Here is a 16,281-nt window from a genome sequence, read left to right as displayed (position 1 = left end):
TGTTTGCTTTTATTTATTGGCTTTAAAACCTGATGCTTGCATAAGCTTGGTGAATACTTCGGTGTTTTCGTAGATTCCAGTAAATAATTGTGCATTTTTGCCCATAGCTGTGATTGGAATATCAACCGCAGTATGACCTGAGGTCGTCCAGTCCACTACAAAATTGTGTTTGGAATTGGCGATGGCGAATGGACCGTCTTCTTTGGATATGCCGTCACCGGACTCATCATCTGCGTCAACTGCTTCAATAGAAAATCCGCCGGTCTCATGGTCGGCAAGCACTAGAACCAGTGTATCTGGATTCTTTTTGGCGAAGTCTTTGGCTACTTGCACGGATTTGTCCAGTTCTTGACCTGATTTAATCGTCATTTTAGCGTTGTTTTGATGTGCAAATTCGTCAGTGCCTTCTTCTTCCACCATAAGGAAAAATCCTTTTTTATTTGTTGCTAGCGTATCTATAGCTTTCTTAGTCATCTCGGGCAGCGATACCACCGGATTATAAATATCTCCTTCACCCTCAGGCTTTTGCTGGAACATTTCCTCGTTTGCGAATATTCCCAGCAGCTTGCCGTCTTTTGCTTTTTGCATATCCGCTTTGTTCGTTACATAGGTGTAGCCCAATTGTTTAGCTTTATCCACAAGGTTACCTTGCGTTCCTTTGCTTTTTTCTGAAGGATCTTCAGCGGGTTCATCTGGGAATTTGCCGGGATTGCCTGCCGGGTACCAGAAATCCTCACCCCCACCGAGCAGAACATCAACCTTGCTCTTTGTCAGAAGCTGAAGAGCGATATCACTTTGCTTTGAGCGGTCTTCAACGTGAGCACCAAATGCGGCGCCAGTCGCGTCTGTAATCTGACTAGTGGTAACGACACCAGTTGATTTCCCGGCATCTTTAGCATATTCCATAATGGTCTTAACACTTTTTTTATCGGCATCCATTCCGATAGCACCATTATAAGTCTTCACACCGCTGGCATAAGCAGAAGCAGAAGCAGCCGAATCTGTAACAGGGACAGTGGAGCTTGTATGAATTAATCCAACGTATGGCATGGAATCCATTGCTAGATTTCCTTTTTCACCTACGGTGGCAAGCCGGATGGCATCACGCTGAGCAGCACCCATTCCGTCTCCAATAAACAGAATTACATTTCTTGTGTTCGAAGATGCTGCGTCTGCTTGATTAGGTGCATTTGTAGTGACTATGCTGGATACAAAAAGAGCAGTTGCCGCTGTCGCTACAATTGCTGTTCTGACGCCATACTTTTTCGGTGATTTCATAATTTCCCTCCTAATGTATGTTTACAGTCTCATATTATAGTAGTTACATTAAGAGAATGTTTTCTGGACTTGTAAAAAATGTAAAATGATATAGTGAGTATAAATTATCGGAGCTTGATAAAAGATTTAAAATAAAAAATATCTGGGTGTATTATTGGCATATTGGATATATTCATCTCCGAATACGGACATTAAATGTTGCTCTTCTTGAAGAATTAGTAAATGAATCGCGGCAATGTTAAGAATGAATATTAGGAGTGTTAATAGATTGGGGTACATCAGATACAATCCCAAAAACATGAGATCAAACCCGACAAATGCAGCGTTTCTACTATATTTATAAATACCGTGTGTGATGAGTTTGGTTACAGTAGTCTTATCAATCCCAACTCTCCATGAAGTGCGCATAGCAATCATAGCTTGAATGAAAATGGAACACCCGAGGGCAGCTACACCCACACCGCTAAAGTGAATTACAGGAATATCAAACGTTTTGTTTACAAGTGTAACCATAAAGGACTCTGCTACGGAAAAAACAAACCATGCTGCGCCCCATAAAAAAGTAGAGGTTTTTACCAATAGCTCGGTATAATGGATCTTAGATAGTTTAGCGCCTTTAGCCAGAACGTTTCCTTTAATGTGGTTTTTCTTGTAAAGTATAAGGAGCTTTAATAGATAAGAAATTAGGAAGATGCAGAAAAGAAGTAGAGATAGGATATTTTTAAGATCGCTCATTTTAATTTCCTCCTCACTAATACATATGAATGATTGCTCATATGTTTGTTTATATCTTATTTCCTAATATTGTACATGTCAACTAATTATTGATTTAGGGGGATATCGTGAAAATAAGAGTATACAAAAAACGGTGGCTATGGGTGTTGGTTATCGCGGTTATTGTACTTGCAGGTACTGTAATCGGTATGCTGGTTACGCAAACTGGGCTTGCAACCTTTACTTCCAATGCTTATGGAGTCTCTTTGAAGTATCCAACGGAATGGGTCGTAGATTCAGCAGATGATAAGAAGGGTCAGGGGGAGGATGGTTTTTTTCAATTATCCGCTATGTCTGGAGAGGGACAATCAATAGATGAAGTTGCTGAAATCGTTGCCTCCCATCAGCTGAAGCCTTATGGCTCCAATCCGCAAATTACTGAACTGACATTAGAGAGGTTGAAAGAGGAAGAGAAGGCAAAGTTGATTATGCCTTCTGCTGACCAAGGGGAGGAATGGAATCATCAAGCGGCGCTTATAATTAAATATCCCGAAGCGGTGAAAATAGGAGATGATGTATACTATTATTTTATTTTGCAGGGCGATAAGGAACATGTGGAGGAGATAGGTCAGACCGTAAGATTTACGGGTAAACCGTAAAGTGCTTGCGCACGAAGGTAGTCTACGGGTTTATTTGCAGGGATATCCAAGAAATATTCCGACTGCCATGTTTGCGTTTTTTGAGCTTGGCGACTCGTGGGAATGTCCCAAGGCGGGTAGACTCGAAAAGCTCTTTTTCCACCTTCACCTTTATCAGATAGAATATCTTGTTCTCTTAGGACAGCTTTTGGAAAAATAAATTGGCCAAAGTGATTCCCATTTCGTGTACTTATAACGAAGAGATCAGCAGGATCTGAGATGTCATAGGGTTGGATGGGATGATCTCCAATTCGCTCCCATAGTGTCACAAATTGCCCGACTTTAGTGGGTGTGATTTTAGCCACCCGGAATCTAATGGCCAGCACATTTAAGGTAAAGATATATGCTCCGTATTCCGCATTTTGCGGTTCAAGAATTGGTTCGGAGCAATCAAACCTGCAAGGATTATATACTTCTTCCATGGTAGCAAGTAAGTCACTATGTAGGGTATCTAAAAAGCTCAGCTTCTTATCATTCATCTGTTATTCTCCCATTTGAGTTCGTAATGTTCACTATCTTAATGCAAGTGAACCGAGTTCACAAGTGTAGGAATAATAGAGAAATTGAAGTTGGATTTATTTTATTGATATGGTTTTCCAAAGAAAAATAGTTTGTGATTTTTGGGGGAGTAGAAATTTTGGATATGATGAACATACTGGTTGAAGAACGCCATTGTCCTTTATGTAAAGAATTGAATCGTTGTGGCGCTGAAAGCGGTGACTGTTGGTGTTTCCATACAGAAATTCCACTCGAATTGCAAGAACAGATCCCGGAAGAACTGAGAGGGAAAGCTTGTATCTGCCAAAAATGCGTAGAAGCATTTAATAAACATTAACCGGGATTTTAATTAACTCTCGACGAAAACCGTAATTTCATTGTATATAATTAAAGTGTAATCTAAAAAAATAATGGAGGCGCAGATGAGGAAGCCAATAATTGCAGTAGATATGGATGATACAATTTGCCATCTAGTGAAGCGAGCCATATACCATAATAATAATGATTTTCCCACGCATCTGCTGCGGTATGAGGAAATGCTTGATTGGAATACGGATCATTTACGTCATCCGGATTGTACACAAGAGATTTTCTATGGGCGGCCCGGTCTGTATGAAGAGCTTGAACTGTTTGACGAACATGTCGTAGGAGAAATGGAGAAACTGCATAACGCTTATGATGTAATTATTGTTACGGCAGCCCAACCCCAGTCGGTGGTGGAAAAATGGAACTGGCTGCAGAAGCATATGCCGTTTATTCCGATTGAAAATTTCTTTACCTGTAAGCGAAAAAATCTTATTAACTACGATCTATTGATCGATGACGGGGTGCATAACCTGGTTCCGGCATTGCAGGAGGGAAGAAAAGTGCTTTGTATTCCGCATCCATGGAATTTGCGGGCCCGTGAACAATATGCTTTTCCATTATTGACCTCATGGGAAGGTGCAAAAGAGAAGATAGATCAGATGTTAGGACGTCCAGAGAACGAATGAGACTGTTTTTTTATAGATGATGTACAGAAAAATATTTTCCGCCAAAAAATGAAGGTATTCCATCAGCCATTGTGGCTTTTGAGATACCTTTTTTATGTCTATTGCAGAAGTGCAATTTCATTATTATGCTCTGGATGTAAATATGTTGAATTAGTGACATTTCGATTCTTGGACTCTTTTCTTTGTATATTATTGTATATAAAAGGAGTGGAGATAGTAGTGAGAACAATCGGAATTGATTTAGGAACGACCTATAGTCTTGCTGCTTATTGGGACGGCAGTCAGGCTGTAATTATTCCCAATGTACTCGGGGAGCATGTAACACCCTCGATTGTTAGTGTAGATGCAGGGGGAGAAGTATTGGTTGGAAGAATCGCACAGGAACGACTGATTACACATCCACAGCTAACCGCCTCGACTTTTAAGCGCTTTATGGGATCAGCAAAGAAATACACGCTAGGTACGATGACTTTTACTCCTGAAGAGTTATCTTCTTTTGTTCTGCGGTCACTGAAAGAGGATGCGGAAAATCATCTAGGTGAGTCCGTAACGAAAGCTATAATCAGTGTTCCGGCTTATTTCAATGATGTTCAGCGGAAAGCAACTAAGAAAGCAGCTGAGCTGGCTGGTTTACAAGTAGAGCGGCTTATTAGTGAACCTACGGCGGCAGCACTCGCTTATGGCCTGCATCAGAATCAGGAGACTTCATTTCTTGTTTTTGATTTGGGTGGAGGAACCTTTGATGTGTCAATTCTGGAGCTTTTCGAAGGGGTAATGGATGTTAAGTCGATTGCCGGAGATAACTATCTTGGCGGGGAAGATTTCACAGAGATACTAGTGGCCTATTTTATCCAAAAGAATAAGCTGGACGCTGAATCGTTAACACCAATAACGAGGTCGATGTTGTATAAGCAGGCTGAGCAGAGTAAACGAATTCTTGGTACAGAGTCTGCTGCGACTATGCGGATAGTTATTAAGAAGGAAGAATACATGCTGACTATAGAACGCTCAGAGCTTGAGCAATTGGTACAACCGTTACTAATACGTCTAAGACAGCCGATAGAAAGAGCATTGCGGGATGCATCTCTGCAGCCTTCCGATCTGGATGGGATTGTGATGATTGGGGGTGCGACTAAAATGCCTCTGATTAAGCAAATTATCAGCCGTATGTTCGGGAAAATGCCTTATGCGAATATCAGCCCAGATGAGACCGTCGCACTGGGAGCTGCGGTTCAGGTGGCGCTGAAGCAGCGTGATCAAGCGCTGGATGAAATGATTTTGACGGACGTTTGCCCCTATACATTAGGAACCAGTGTTCTGCGAAGAGGTTCAAGCGGACAAACGTCATCTGGACATTACTTTCCGATCATTGAACGTAACACTCCGATTCCTGTTAGCCGGGTAGAACGTCTATATACAGCCGCAGATAATCAAAAGATCATAAGTGTGGATGTGTATCAGGGGGAGAGTCCTCGCGTTGAAAATAATCTTTTCCTGGGAGAAATGGAGTTTCAGATTCCGCAAGCACCTCGGGGAGAAGAAAGTATAGATGTCAGATATACATATGATGTGAATGGGATTCTTGAGGTGGAGGTTACAACCGTTTCAACAGGTCAGAAGCATCAGATGATCATTGAGCAAAATGCTGGTGCAATGACGAAAAAGCAAATTGAAGCTCGTTTACTGGAACTGCGGAGTATCAAAATTCATCCGCGTGAGCGTACCGAGAACAGGCTTCTGCTTGCTAGAGGTGAGCGTTTATATGAAGAGGTGCTTGGGGACCAACGGAAATTTATCGCACAGTGTCTGAAAGTATTCGAAGATGCGTTATATACTCAGAACGAAAAAGTGATTGAAAAAGCGGCACAAGCTTTCAATGAGCAATTGGCGGAAATTGAAGGGTGGTCATACTTCACATGACAATCTGGAGTATGTTGGAGATTGAACCCACAGATGAACTAGCTATCATCAAGAAGGCCTATGCCAAAAAGCTGAAATCGCATCACCCCGAAGATGACCCTGAAGGATACCAACAGCTTAGAGAAGCTTATGATACAGCCGTGAAATGGGCCCGCTCCGGGCAGCGTATAGCAAGCACTGTCCCTTCATTTATAGGTGAGGATAAGAAAGAAATAGCAGAAGCAATATCAAAAGAAATAGAAAAAATGGTGATACAAGCAGAAACAGTAATACGAGTAGATGAAGCTGAGGAGGAAGAAAGCGAGGAAGAAGAACAAGAAGTTGCGGAGGAAGACACCGAGGAAGAAGTAGAAGGGACCACTTCTATACCACATGAAAACGAGTGGGCGCTGTTTCGCCCTCTTCCCATCCAACTTGATGCTGATCTTCAAGAAGAGCCAGCAGATATTTTTGACAGACAAATTAGGGAACTGTATGCGGATTTCTCGCGGCGGATTCAACAAGCTTCGTGGCATTCACTTTTGAATGAAGATTTCATGTGGAGTATAGAGCATCGTGATCGGCTAAGGGATAAGCTTATGTTGTTCCTTGATCAGTATCGAAATTTGCCTCATGCCGTATGGGAGGCTTTGGATTCATTTTTTCATTTTCGTGAGGACAAGGAAATATTTCTTCAACGTTATGATAATAAGTTAGTTGAGTACATACTAGGGCAGGTCGACGGAAGCATGGAAATGCGTTATGAGTGTTTCCTTTTGCAGGAGTCTCTTGAGTTTGACATAGAACACTATCTAAATCTGAGGCGATCCGCTCAATTCATGCTGATGGAGGATAAACATACTGAAGCGGGTCAACTGCTCGACGAAGCAAATAAGCTGTTTCAGTATGATCCTGATCTGCAATTATTGCGAGCTAAGTATTGTCTGAATACTGCTGATTATATGGAAGCGCTGGTGTGTTTGGACCAAGTAACCGCTATGTGGCCTAACGAAAGAGACGGTTACTTATTAAGAGGCCGGCTTCTCTACTATTTGCAGCGTTATGAGGAAGCGATGAAAGATTGTGAATATTTGCTGCAAGAGGATGCTGGAAATAGAGATGTGCAATGTTTAATTCTGGAATGTAAGATTGCATGTTCTCAAATTGAGGAAGCTCTTACACAAACGGAGACTAATGAGCCTAAAAAGGACGAGTTCATTCATTTTCGTTACCTTGCGAATAAGTTCATGTTGAAGAACAAAAAACTGTATCCACAACGTCTTCGTATCTCTTCGCTCGTAAGCATTGGAAAGAGCATTATTGGGTCTATATTATTCTATCTATTGGTTTTCCTGAAATTAAGCTGGTTCTATATTTTGGTATATACCATATATTATTTTTCAGTATCTGAGCTTCCCCCGCTTGTCAATGCGGTGTTCATTCTTATTTTTCTATGGAAAATCAGGAAGATTTGCAAAACAGCATACCTATTCACGAACTAATATCAGGAGGCTCTATATGCTGAAGGAATACAATGTTAAGCAAAGAAAACGATTGGAAATGTATTTCCGCTGTCTTTCCTCTACCTGCATACGTGGTCTCTTAGGGAGATACTATGTGGTTTATGAGTTTGATTTCAGTAATGTCTTCTTCAAAAGAGGTTTAATCGAAAATGCTTGTGAAAGATGGAATATCGAGGATGCTAACTCCTTTCATCGCCAGATTCGCTGGCTTCTAGAAGATGGCAACCGTGCAGAATATAGATCTTTACATGCTCGTTTAGCCACACTTTCCGAAACCTCACGCAGTAAATATCTTGAGGCACATAAGGATCATGAGGATTTTGTTAATCTGAAGGTTGTTGCACAAGGTATACATCAGTTGCCTTCTGGTGACATTTCTGCTTTTGGGTTAGCTTGGGTAATTTATCTGAGCCGGATTGGTTATGTTGAAGATTATTTGAAGAAGGAAGAAGCCTGGGATTACAAAATAGAAGCCGCAAGGCAGCTACAAGAACGTTATAGCAGTTGGGCGGATTATTATATAGCCTATTCCTTGGGCAGCAAATTTACATTAGTACAATCCGGCGGATTAGATAATCTATTTGAGACGGGATTGCAGAAGCTCATGCGAAATAGCAGCATTCTATACAGGGAAGCCGTTTGGGGGCAAAATCTCCAGCCGGAAGCCACTTAGTCCGAACTTAGGTAATTAATACCTATTGATTACCTATTGATTACCTATTGAATCCCTATCCCGTGTTGCTTAAGGACCCAGAGGACGCTATTTGCAAATTTATAGCCCTTTGAGCCGGTTTTCGGACTCCAGTGCAGCTATTCCTTGAGGAAGCGGTCTTTTGTGGTGTTTTTGATGCTAATAGGTGCTATGCGGTCCGTTAGGAATCCAAATGGGGGATAATGCAGCGTATAAGGTCAGCTGTGTCCGATATGCTGAGTCTTAAGTGTAAATGTGATCTAAGCAAACGAAGTTTAGTAGTTTAGTGTTACAACGCGAGCAAAGGTATCTCCATGGATCAGATCAAAGAGCAAGCTAAAAGTAAAACGCAGCAGTAAGACCAAACAGTAAAACCAAACAGTAAAACCAAACAGTAAAACCAAACAGTAAGACCCAACAGTAAAACCAAAAGTAAAACCCAACAGTAAAGAATAAGACTAAACAGTAAATAGTAAGACTAAAACTCAACAGCAAGACCAAACAGTAAAACCAAACAGTAAAACTCAAAAGTATATCCCAAAACGAGGGAGTTCCAGCTGCTATAACGTAGCTTTTGGAATTCTCTCTTTTTGTGATGCCGGATTAATCTTGACAGGATCTAATATTTGTATATAATTGGAATAGACCGACGGTCGGTCAATAGAATGGAGGACGTTGCAGATGAGAATTTCCAAAGAAGCGGAAGAACGTAGAAATGAAATATTGGATACAGCAGAAATGCTGTTTTTTACGAAAGGGTATACCAAAACGACAGTGAATGATGTCTTGCAGGCTATAGGTATTGCGAAGGGAACCTTTTACTATTATTTTAAATCGAAGGAAGAGGTCATGGATGCTGTTGTGCTGCGATTTATTGATGCTGGTGTAGCAGCTGCTAAGCAAATTGCTGCAGATCCTAAGCTGACTGTTCATGAAAAGCTGCTGCAAATCATTATGGCGCAAAAGCCGGATACGGACAGAAAAAGCCAAATGATTGAGCAGTTCCATCAGGCTGATAATGCACAGCTGCACCAGAAAAGCCTGGTGGAAACCATTTTGCGGCTAACTCCTGTTTTGACGGAGGTCATTGAGCAGGGCATAGAGGAGGGACTGTTTCACAATCCGTATCCCCGGGAGACGATGGAATTTCTATTGATCACCTCTCAATTTCTTTTTGATGAAGGGATATTCAAGTGGCAGCCTGAGGAAATCATCCAGAAGATAAGAGCTTTTATCTATACGATGGAAATTACGCTAGGGGCGGAGAAAGGTAGCTTCGACTATGTGTTTCAAATGTTTGAGTAGGGGAGAGGGAATATTCTGAACAACAAATCCTTCGGAAATTTTATGATCATTTGGATGGGGGAGTGGATATCCAGTATTGGCAGCGGGTTGACGGCTTTCACCTTAGGGGTCTATGTGTTCCAGATGACGCAGACCGCCTCTAGTGTGGCACTTTTAACCTTATGTGCTTTTCTCCCTTCCATTGTGCTCAGTCCTTTTGGCGGCGTGTTAGCGGATCGGTTTGATCGGCGATTGATGATGATAGCAGGGGATTTGTTGTCTGCTTTTGGACTTATATATGTTCTCATCATCATGCTGCTGGGTGAACCTCATTTATGGCAGATTTGTCTGGGCGTGACGTTTAGTTCGATTTTTGTATCCTTGCTTGAACCTGCCTACAAAGCTACCATTACAGATTTATTAACAGAGGAGCAATTTGCCAAGGCTAGTGGTTTAGTTCAGCTTGCTGCGTCCTCAAAATATCTTCTTTCCCCTATCCTTGTCGGGATTTTGCTTAGCTTTATGGATATAAAAACTATCCTGCTTATAGATATCTCAACCTTTCTAGTTACAGTTCTTGCAGTGATGGCTGTTCGCAGGAATCTACAGACTGAACACAGAGTTCCAACGAATCAGTCGTTTGTAAAAGATTTGAAGGAGGGCTGGGATGCTCTTATTTACACGAAAGGTGTACTGCAGCTTACGATCATTTTGTCTGTCGTTACTTTTTATGTGGGTTTTCTCCAAACCTTATATACGCCTATGCTTCTACCCTTTACGGATACGAAAACTCTAGGCACGGTATTGTCTGTAAGTGCTATAGGGATGTTGATCGGCAGTCTGATTATTGGAGTTTTTAGCATCGATCGTAAATATATCAAAGTATTAGCGCTCGGCCTAGGATTCGCCGGACTGTTTTTTTCTTTGGTGGGTCTGACCACGAATGTTGCTTTTATTACAGCTGCTGGCTTTTTATTTTTTGCAACGTTGCCTTTTGTTAATACCAGTGCTGACGTTATGATTCGCAACCATATCCCAAATGACACACAGGGGCGGGCATGGGGGATCATTGGCATTTTATCACAACTCGGTTATGTGGCTGCGTATGCTTTTGCTGGCATATTGGCTGATCAAGTGTTTAATCCTCTTTTACGAGAGGGAGGTCTACTTGCTTCATCAGTAGGTAAGGTGATAGGCACTGGGGAAGGACGGGGAATCGGTTTATTATTTATCATCTCTGGTTTGCTCATCATTATTATGGCATTTGTGATCCCCAGAATGAAATCAATTCGCTGCCTTGAACGTGAATAATTGAATGAATTAGAGAGGAGAAGGCCCGTCAATGCTGCTACGAATTGTAAAAAGAGACCTTCAACGCAATAAAATCATTACCTTCGGATTATTTGTGTTTATCATGTTATCGGCTTTGCTTGTTGCTTCAGCGTCGCAAGTGATTATAGAATTGTCGGGGTCCTTGAATCAGCTATTGATTAAATCCAAAGCCCCTCATTTCGTGCAGATGCACGCAGGACAAATCGACAGCTCAGCAATCGAGAGCTTTACAGCCGCTAATCCACTGGTGAAAGATCAACAAACCGTAGAGATGCTTAACTTGGATGGATCTAACGTTTACCTAGGCAGTAACCAAGGCTCGGAAGCAAACAGCGTGATGGATATCGGCTTTGTAGAGCAGAACCCTTCGTTTGATTTGCTGCTGAATTTAGAGAACAAGGTGATTGAGGTATCGGCAGGAGAAATCGCTGTCCCCATTTATTATATGAAGCAAAAGAATCTGAAAATCGGCGACGTAGTTAGCGTTCTAGGTGAACAGTTCGATAAAAAGTTTGTGATTACTGATTTTGTAAGGGATGTCCAAATGAATCCAGCCATGGTCAGCTCCAAACGTTTTGTCGTAAATGCTGCTGACTTTACAGCGCTTAAACAACAGCTCGGCGAACCTGAATACCTGATTGAATTTCAGCTTACAGATCTATCTAAGCTCAATGATTTCCGCAATGAGTATCAATCCTCAAATCTGCCCAATAAAGGCCCCTCCATTGACTATCCTTTATTTAAAACGCTGAATGCACTGACGGACGGGATTATCGCAGTTGTTATTATTTTGGTAAGTGTTCTGCTGATGCTGATTGCTATTTTATGTCTCAGATTTACGATGATCGCTACCTTGGAAGAGGATTACAGAGAGATAGGTGTCATGAAAGCGATTGGGATCACGCAGCAAGATATTCGCAGCATTTATTTAGCAAAATATATCGTGATGGCAGCCGTCGCCTCTGTATGTGGATATTTACTGTCTTTAGGTGTGGTTCGTTTGTTTACAGCTAATATTACTTTGTATTTGGGCGTTGCTCCTGCCAGTATCCTTCAATATTTTGTTCCTGTCCTGGCGGTAGGTTTGATCTTTGGAGTTGTTGTATTCTTTTGCCGGATGATTCTTAGACGCTTTAATCGCATCACGGTTGTAGAAGCTTTACGGTCAGGTACGAGGGGTGAAGCAAGGATGAACACAAGCAGATTTTCACTTAGCAAGCGTAAATTTGTTAACGTGAATGCTTTTCTCGGGGTAAAAGATGTTTACGGGCGCTTCACCATGTACGGATTATTGTTCTTCGTATTTGTGATCAGTTTGTTTATCGTTCTAGTGCCAGTGAATATATTGAATACCCTTCAGTCTCCCCGGTTTGTTTCTTATATGGGCGTCGGTCAGAGCGATATTCGCATTGATTTGCAGCAATCGAACCAAATAGAGAAGCGTTTTAATGAGATGATAACCAAGCTTGAAAATGACCCGGACATCTCTAAATTTTCTCCACTGATTACTTCTAGATTTAAGGTATTAGGTAGTGATGGTGTATGGGAATCGCTAAATGTTGAAACCGGTGACTTTACTATTTTTCCGCTCTCGTATGTTCATGGAGGAACTCCTAGAAGTGCAAGTGAGATCGCTCTTTCTGACCTGAACGCCAAGGAACTGAATAAAAAGGTGGGGGATATCGTTCATTTAGAGGTTGCTGGGGTGGCAAAAAAATTGACCGTTAGCGGGATCTATCAGGATATAACTAATGGTGGTCGAACCGCAAAAGCGCAATTGCCATATGATCCGAAGACGGTTCTCTGGTATGTAGTTGCTTTGGATGTGAACCCGGGAATTTCCGTCCAGGCAAAAATGGATCAGTACACCAAATTATTTTATCCAGCAAAAATCACTCATCTGCAAAGCTATTTAGCTCAGACATTAGGAAATACAATTCGCCAATTGAAGCTGGTTACAGGCTTATCCATCGTTATCGCATTTTCGATTTCGATATTGATTACCTCTTTATTTCTGAAAATGCTGCTTGCCAAGGATTCTTCGCAAACCGCTATTTTGAGAAGTGTTGGCTTTACGTTAGGAGATATTCGTAGGCAATACCTGGTAAGGATGCTGATAATATCAGGGCTGGGCGTCATTCTTGGTACTCTTGCGGCTAACACTCTCGGGCAAAAAATTGCTCAAATGCTAGGCTCTTTCATGGGGGCTTCTAAGATACAGTTTGTAGTCAATCCGGCGGTAGCCTATCTTATGCTTCCTCTACTTGTCATGCTGATTGTAGCGCTCACCACCGTAACAAGCACGATCTCAATCAGAAAATCCAGTATAGCTAAACTAATTGCCGAATGATAGGAGGTGGCAGAATGTTCATATTAGAGACGAAAGGGTTAATAAAAAGTTATTCAACAGGGCAAGGAACTCCGCAGTCGATATTAAAGGATGTTCAGCTTCAGGTGTCTCAGGGGGAATTCATAGCTGTCATGGGACCTTCTGGTTCAGGAAAATCAACATTGCTGTATACGATCAGCGGGATGGATAAGTTGACAGAGGGAAGTGTTATTTTTAAAGGGCAGGAGATCAGCGGAGTTTCAGAGAACGAATTAGCCGGTCTGCGCTTAAAGCATATGGGCTTTATTTTTCAGCAAATGCATCTGTTAAAAAACTTGAATATCCGCGACAATATCATCCTGTCTGCTTATCGGGCGAGAACCAGCAGCCGTAGAACTATCAATAAAAGAGCAGCTGAGTTAATGAACAAAACAGGAATATCTGCGCTGGCTGAACGTGATATTACACAGGTGTCAGGAGGACAATTACAAAGAGCAGCAATCTGCAGAGCACTCATTAATCAGCCTGATATATTATTTGGCGATGAGCCAACCGGGGCGCTTAACTCAAAAGCAGCTAGTGAAATCATGGACATATTAGCAGATATTAATCAATCAGGAACAACGCTTATAATCGCCACACATGATGCTAAAGTCGCTGCTCAAGCTGAGCGTGTCTTGTATATGCTAGATGGCAGCATTGCAGCTGAGCAACGGCTTGGAAAATATAATCGCGTAGATGGGGAATTGAAAAGGCGGGAGGAGAAGCTTGCAGCTTGGCTATTAAAGCTGGGGTTCTAATTGGGGATCTAGCGCTGTACGAATGTCAAACAACGTTTTGCAGTTTAATATCTGCCCAGCACTAAAACCTATCCTATATGCAATAATAACCACTCAATGCGAAGGCATTAAACAATTAAAAAAACTATTAACGCACCTCGATCATTGCTGATGCTGGTATAAACCGAACAAAAAAGCAGTTGCCCCGGCACATCCGGATAACAGCAATTGCTTTTTTGTTCACTTACTGATTCTTTAGAAAGCTTACGGCACTACGTAGATATTGGGTTTAGACACAGTGGCCATACCGTTGCCTAGGAAAAATCCTGTGTGCGGAGGTTGATTGTAAGCTGTATTCTGCCAGACAATGCTTAATCGATATACTGGATCATGCATTAAGGTATATATTTTATTAGTGGTGATGTTCGTAGTTGTATAGATTCGTAGAGCCGAGTTATCGGACTTTCTCCAGATAGCCTCTTCGCGCCAGTCTCCAAGCAGGTCGGCCTGTAGGCTTGGCGTTGCTTTGGTACTATTGTTGGATGCTACGCTCGCTCCGGTTAATAAATTGGTAACGGAGTTGCTTGCAGGGTTCCATTTATCAATCTTGACACCATCCAGCAGTTCGCGGGACAAGTCGCCATCCCACCAGATCCCAAAATTCACAGAAGGCATTGAGCTGCTTATTTTGGTGCCTGTAATGGAGTATAGGCCAACGCGGTGAGCCCATACCTCTTCCCCGGGATAATTGGGATCAATATCGGCAGCCATCCCCCGGCCGGTATCTTTTCCCGTGTATACACCCCATAAGACCGTCCCGTTTGCAGCATCCCATACCGCAGCGCCATAGGGAGAACTAGTATTTTCCATGACTTTAAAAACTTCGAGACCGGGGCGGTTCGGATTTAAATCACCTACATGCAGCGCGTCTCCATGACCCAGCCCTGTATTGTATAAGGTCGCACCGTTATTATCAATGGTTAAGGCACCATAAATGATCTCATCCTTACCATCGTTATCCACATCGGCTACACTTAAGCTATGATTACCTTGACCGGCGGTTCCAGCATTGGTGGAGCTATTGCTATCAAAGGTCCATTTACGGGTCAAAGCACTGCCATTCCAGTCAAAAGCTACAACGACTGTGCGTGTATAATAACCACGTGCCATAATGATGCTTGGATGTACTCCATCCAGATAGGCTACACCTGCTAAAAAGCGGTCTACTCGATTGCCGTAATTGTCACCCCAACTGGATACGGTTCCTCTGGCAGGAACATAATCAATCGTGGTTAAGGTTTTGCCCGTTTGTCCGGAAAATACACTCAGATATTCAGGCCCGGTCAGGATATATCCACTGGAGTTGCGATAATCTGCACTTGTGTTTCCAAGGGTTACGCCAACTCCGTCAACTGTACCGTCTGCTGTTTTGCAGACTACTTCGGCTTTACCATCACCATTGAAATCATAGACTAGAAATTGAGTATAATGTGCGCCAGCCCGGATATTTTTACCCAGATCAATTCGCCATATCCGAGTTCCATTCAGCTTATAGGCATCCAGATAGACATTGCCTGTATATCCACTTTGCGAGTTGTCTTTGGAATTGGAAGGATCCCACTTCAACACGATTTCATATTCCCCGTCACCGTCTAAGTCGCCCACGCTGGCATCATTGGCACTATAGGTATAACTTACGCCATCTGGCGTAGTGCCGCCTGCCGGAATTTGAATTGGAACGTCCAAATAATTGTTGGCCCATACATTTGCTGCTGGGGAATCAGATTGCTCAATACCGCCAACGATTGCTCGAACTGTATAGCTAGACGAAGTTGTGCCGGCGTTATCCTGATAATTCGTGCTGTCCGTGATTGGGGTAACGTTTACTTTTGTGCCATTGCGGTATAAATTAAAAGAAACCGACAGTTCTTCTGTTCCGAGTAGCCGCCAGCTCACAAATATACCGCTGGATACCTTCACTGCTACTAGTCCCCGATTTAGCTTTTCCGCTTGCCGGGCAGATGCTGCCGACACAGAGGAAAGAGAGCCAAAAGCTGCCGTCCCTAAGGTAAAGACTAAAAACCAAATGATTACAAGATACCCTGATTGATGTAACCGCTTACTCATTAACGAAGCCTCCTTTTCATTTTTGGTTCACGAGGGTTACACAGGATGTCATAGTGAACAGTACATAATATTTCATAAAGATAAAAATATGTTTTAAATTTACTTGAACCATTTTAAATGAGTACGACTTTACTCAC

14 protein-coding genes are annotated in these 16,281 nt (G+C 42.3%); 10 read left to right on the top strand and 4 right to left on the bottom strand.

Annotated elements, in window-relative coordinates; translation table 11 throughout:
• Positions 1–9: 9 nt before the first annotated feature.
• Positions 10–1,278: an alkaline phosphatase gene (locus NSQ91_RS20725; RefSeq protein ID WP_076219598.1), complete on the bottom strand. Its 1,269-nt coding sequence runs from the start codon at positions 1,276–1,278 to the stop codon at positions 10–12.
• A gap of 126 nt (positions 1,279–1,404) precedes the next feature.
• On the bottom strand, positions 1,405–2,013 hold the full coding sequence (locus tag NSQ91_RS20720; RefSeq protein WP_076304859.1) for a methyltransferase family protein: 609 nt from the start codon (positions 2,011–2,013) through the stop codon (positions 1,405–1,407).
• Positions 2,014–2,120: 107 nt separating this feature from the next.
• Here NSQ91_RS20720 and NSQ91_RS20715 point away from each other — a divergent pair, with 107 nt between their 5' ends.
• Complete coding sequence (locus NSQ91_RS20715; protein ID WP_076129876.1) at positions 2,121–2,651, top strand: hypothetical protein; 531 nt, start codon at positions 2,121–2,123, stop codon at positions 2,649–2,651.
• Here NSQ91_RS20715 and NSQ91_RS20710 read toward each other — a convergent pair.
• Positions 2,621–3,169, bottom strand: a complete 549-nt coding sequence (locus NSQ91_RS20710) for a MepB family protein (RefSeq protein WP_076304860.1) — start codon at positions 3,167–3,169, stop codon at positions 2,621–2,623. The two genes, NSQ91_RS20715 and NSQ91_RS20710, sit on opposite strands and share 31 nt — an antisense overlap.
• A 164-nt stretch (positions 3,170–3,333) precedes the next feature.
• Between NSQ91_RS20710 and NSQ91_RS20705 the strand changes: the two genes are divergently transcribed.
• The 9 genes from NSQ91_RS20705 to NSQ91_RS20665 all read left to right on the top strand — a co-directional run bounded on the left by NSQ91_RS20705 (position 3,334) and on the right by NSQ91_RS20665 (position 14,038).
• Positions 3,334–3,525: a cysteine-rich CWC family protein gene (locus NSQ91_RS20705; protein WP_076141099.1), complete on the top strand. Its 192-nt coding sequence runs from the start codon at positions 3,334–3,336 to the stop codon at positions 3,523–3,525.
• An 85-nt stretch (positions 3,526–3,610) separates the two neighbouring features.
• Positions 3,611–4,180 (top strand): 5' nucleotidase, NT5C type, encoded by a 570-nt coding sequence (locus tag NSQ91_RS20700; RefSeq protein ID WP_076129874.1) that lies wholly within the window; start codon positions 3,611–3,613, stop codon positions 4,178–4,180.
• A 219-nt stretch (positions 4,181–4,399) separates the two neighbouring features.
• A complete protein-coding gene (locus NSQ91_RS20695; protein WP_076304861.1) occupies positions 4,400–6,100 on the top strand; it encodes a molecular chaperone HscC in 1,701 nt (566 codons plus the stop codon).
• Positions 6,097–7,581 carry a J domain-containing protein gene (locus tag NSQ91_RS20690; protein ID WP_076304862.1) on the top strand — a complete coding sequence of 495 codons (1,485 nt, stop codon included), beginning with the start codon at positions 6,097–6,099 and terminating at the stop codon, positions 7,579–7,581. The genes NSQ91_RS20695 and NSQ91_RS20690 overlap by 4 nt, the downstream gene beginning before the upstream one ends.
• Positions 7,582–7,597: 16 nt before the next feature.
• Positions 7,598–8,275: a DUF1266 domain-containing protein gene (locus NSQ91_RS20685; RefSeq protein ID WP_076304863.1), complete on the top strand. Its 678-nt coding sequence runs from the start codon at positions 7,598–7,600 to the stop codon at positions 8,273–8,275.
• Between the two features lie 699 nt (positions 8,276–8,974).
• Complete coding sequence (locus NSQ91_RS20680; RefSeq protein WP_076129871.1) at positions 8,975–9,598, top strand: TetR/AcrR family transcriptional regulator; 624 nt, start codon at positions 8,975–8,977, stop codon at positions 9,596–9,598.
• Positions 9,599–9,640: 42 nt separating this feature from the next.
• Positions 9,641–10,888: an MFS transporter gene (locus NSQ91_RS20675; protein WP_179088211.1), complete on the top strand. Its 1,248-nt coding sequence runs from the start codon at positions 9,641–9,643 to the stop codon at positions 10,886–10,888.
• 31 nt (positions 10,889–10,919) lie between these two features.
• Positions 10,920–13,259 carry an ABC transporter permease gene (locus NSQ91_RS20670; protein ID WP_076304865.1) on the top strand — a complete coding sequence of 780 codons (2,340 nt, stop codon included), beginning with the start codon at positions 10,920–10,922 and terminating at the stop codon, positions 13,257–13,259.
• A gap of 14 nt (positions 13,260–13,273) precedes the next feature.
• A complete protein-coding gene (locus NSQ91_RS20665) occupies positions 13,274–14,038 on the top strand; it encodes an ABC transporter ATP-binding protein (RefSeq protein ID WP_076304866.1) in 765 nt (254 codons plus the stop codon).
• A gap of 243 nt (positions 14,039–14,281) precedes the next feature.
• Here the strand turns inward: NSQ91_RS20665 and NSQ91_RS20660 are convergent, their stop codons facing one another.
• Complete coding sequence (locus NSQ91_RS20660; RefSeq protein ID WP_179088212.1) at positions 14,282–16,144, bottom strand: rhamnogalacturonan lyase; 1,863 nt, start codon at positions 16,142–16,144, stop codon at positions 14,282–14,284.
• Between the last annotated feature and the right edge of the window lie 137 nt (positions 16,145–16,281).

This window comes from Paenibacillus sp. FSL R7-0048 (assembly GCF_038004505.1).
GTDB lineage: Bacteria > Bacillota > Bacilli > Paenibacillales > Paenibacillaceae > Paenibacillus_AQ > Paenibacillus_AQ odorifer.
The sequence above is the reverse complement of the archived record's forward strand: the minus strand, read 5'-3'. Positions and strand labels throughout refer to the sequence as shown.

Coding starts and splice junctions, on each gene's coding strand:
- NSQ91_RS20725 (WP_076219598.1), bottom strand. CDS start 1,278: ATGAAATCACCGAAAAAGTATGGCGTCAGAACAGCAATTGTAGCGACA.
- NSQ91_RS20720 (WP_076304859.1), bottom strand. CDS start 2,013: ATGAGCGATCTTAAAAATATCCTATCTCTACTTCTTTTCTGCATCTTC.
- NSQ91_RS20710 (WP_076304860.1), bottom strand. CDS start 3,169: ATGAATGATAAGAAGCTGAGCTTTTTAGATACCCTACATAGTGACTTA.
- NSQ91_RS20705 (WP_076141099.1), top strand. CDS start 3,334: ATGATGAACATACTGGTTGAAGAACGCCATTGTCCTTTATGTAAAGAA.
- NSQ91_RS20700 (WP_076129874.1), top strand. CDS start 3,611: ATGAGGAAGCCAATAATTGCAGTAGATATGGATGATACAATTTGCCAT.
- NSQ91_RS20690 (WP_076304862.1), top strand. CDS start 6,097: ATGACAATCTGGAGTATGTTGGAGATTGAACCCACAGATGAACTAGCT.
- NSQ91_RS20685 (WP_076304863.1), top strand. CDS start 7,598: ATGCTGAAGGAATACAATGTTAAGCAAAGAAAACGATTGGAAATGTAT.
- NSQ91_RS20680 (WP_076129871.1), top strand. CDS start 8,975: ATGAGAATTTCCAAAGAAGCGGAAGAACGTAGAAATGAAATATTGGAT.
- NSQ91_RS20675 (WP_179088211.1), top strand. CDS start 9,641: ATGATCATTTGGATGGGGGAGTGGATATCCAGTATTGGCAGCGGGTTG.
- NSQ91_RS20670 (WP_076304865.1), top strand. CDS start 10,920: ATGCTGCTACGAATTGTAAAAAGAGACCTTCAACGCAATAAAATCATT.
- NSQ91_RS20665 (WP_076304866.1), top strand. CDS start 13,274: ATGTTCATATTAGAGACGAAAGGGTTAATAAAAAGTTATTCAACAGGG.
- NSQ91_RS20660 (WP_179088212.1), bottom strand. CDS start 16,144: ATGAGTAAGCGGTTACATCAATCAGGGTATCTTGTAATCATTTGGTTT.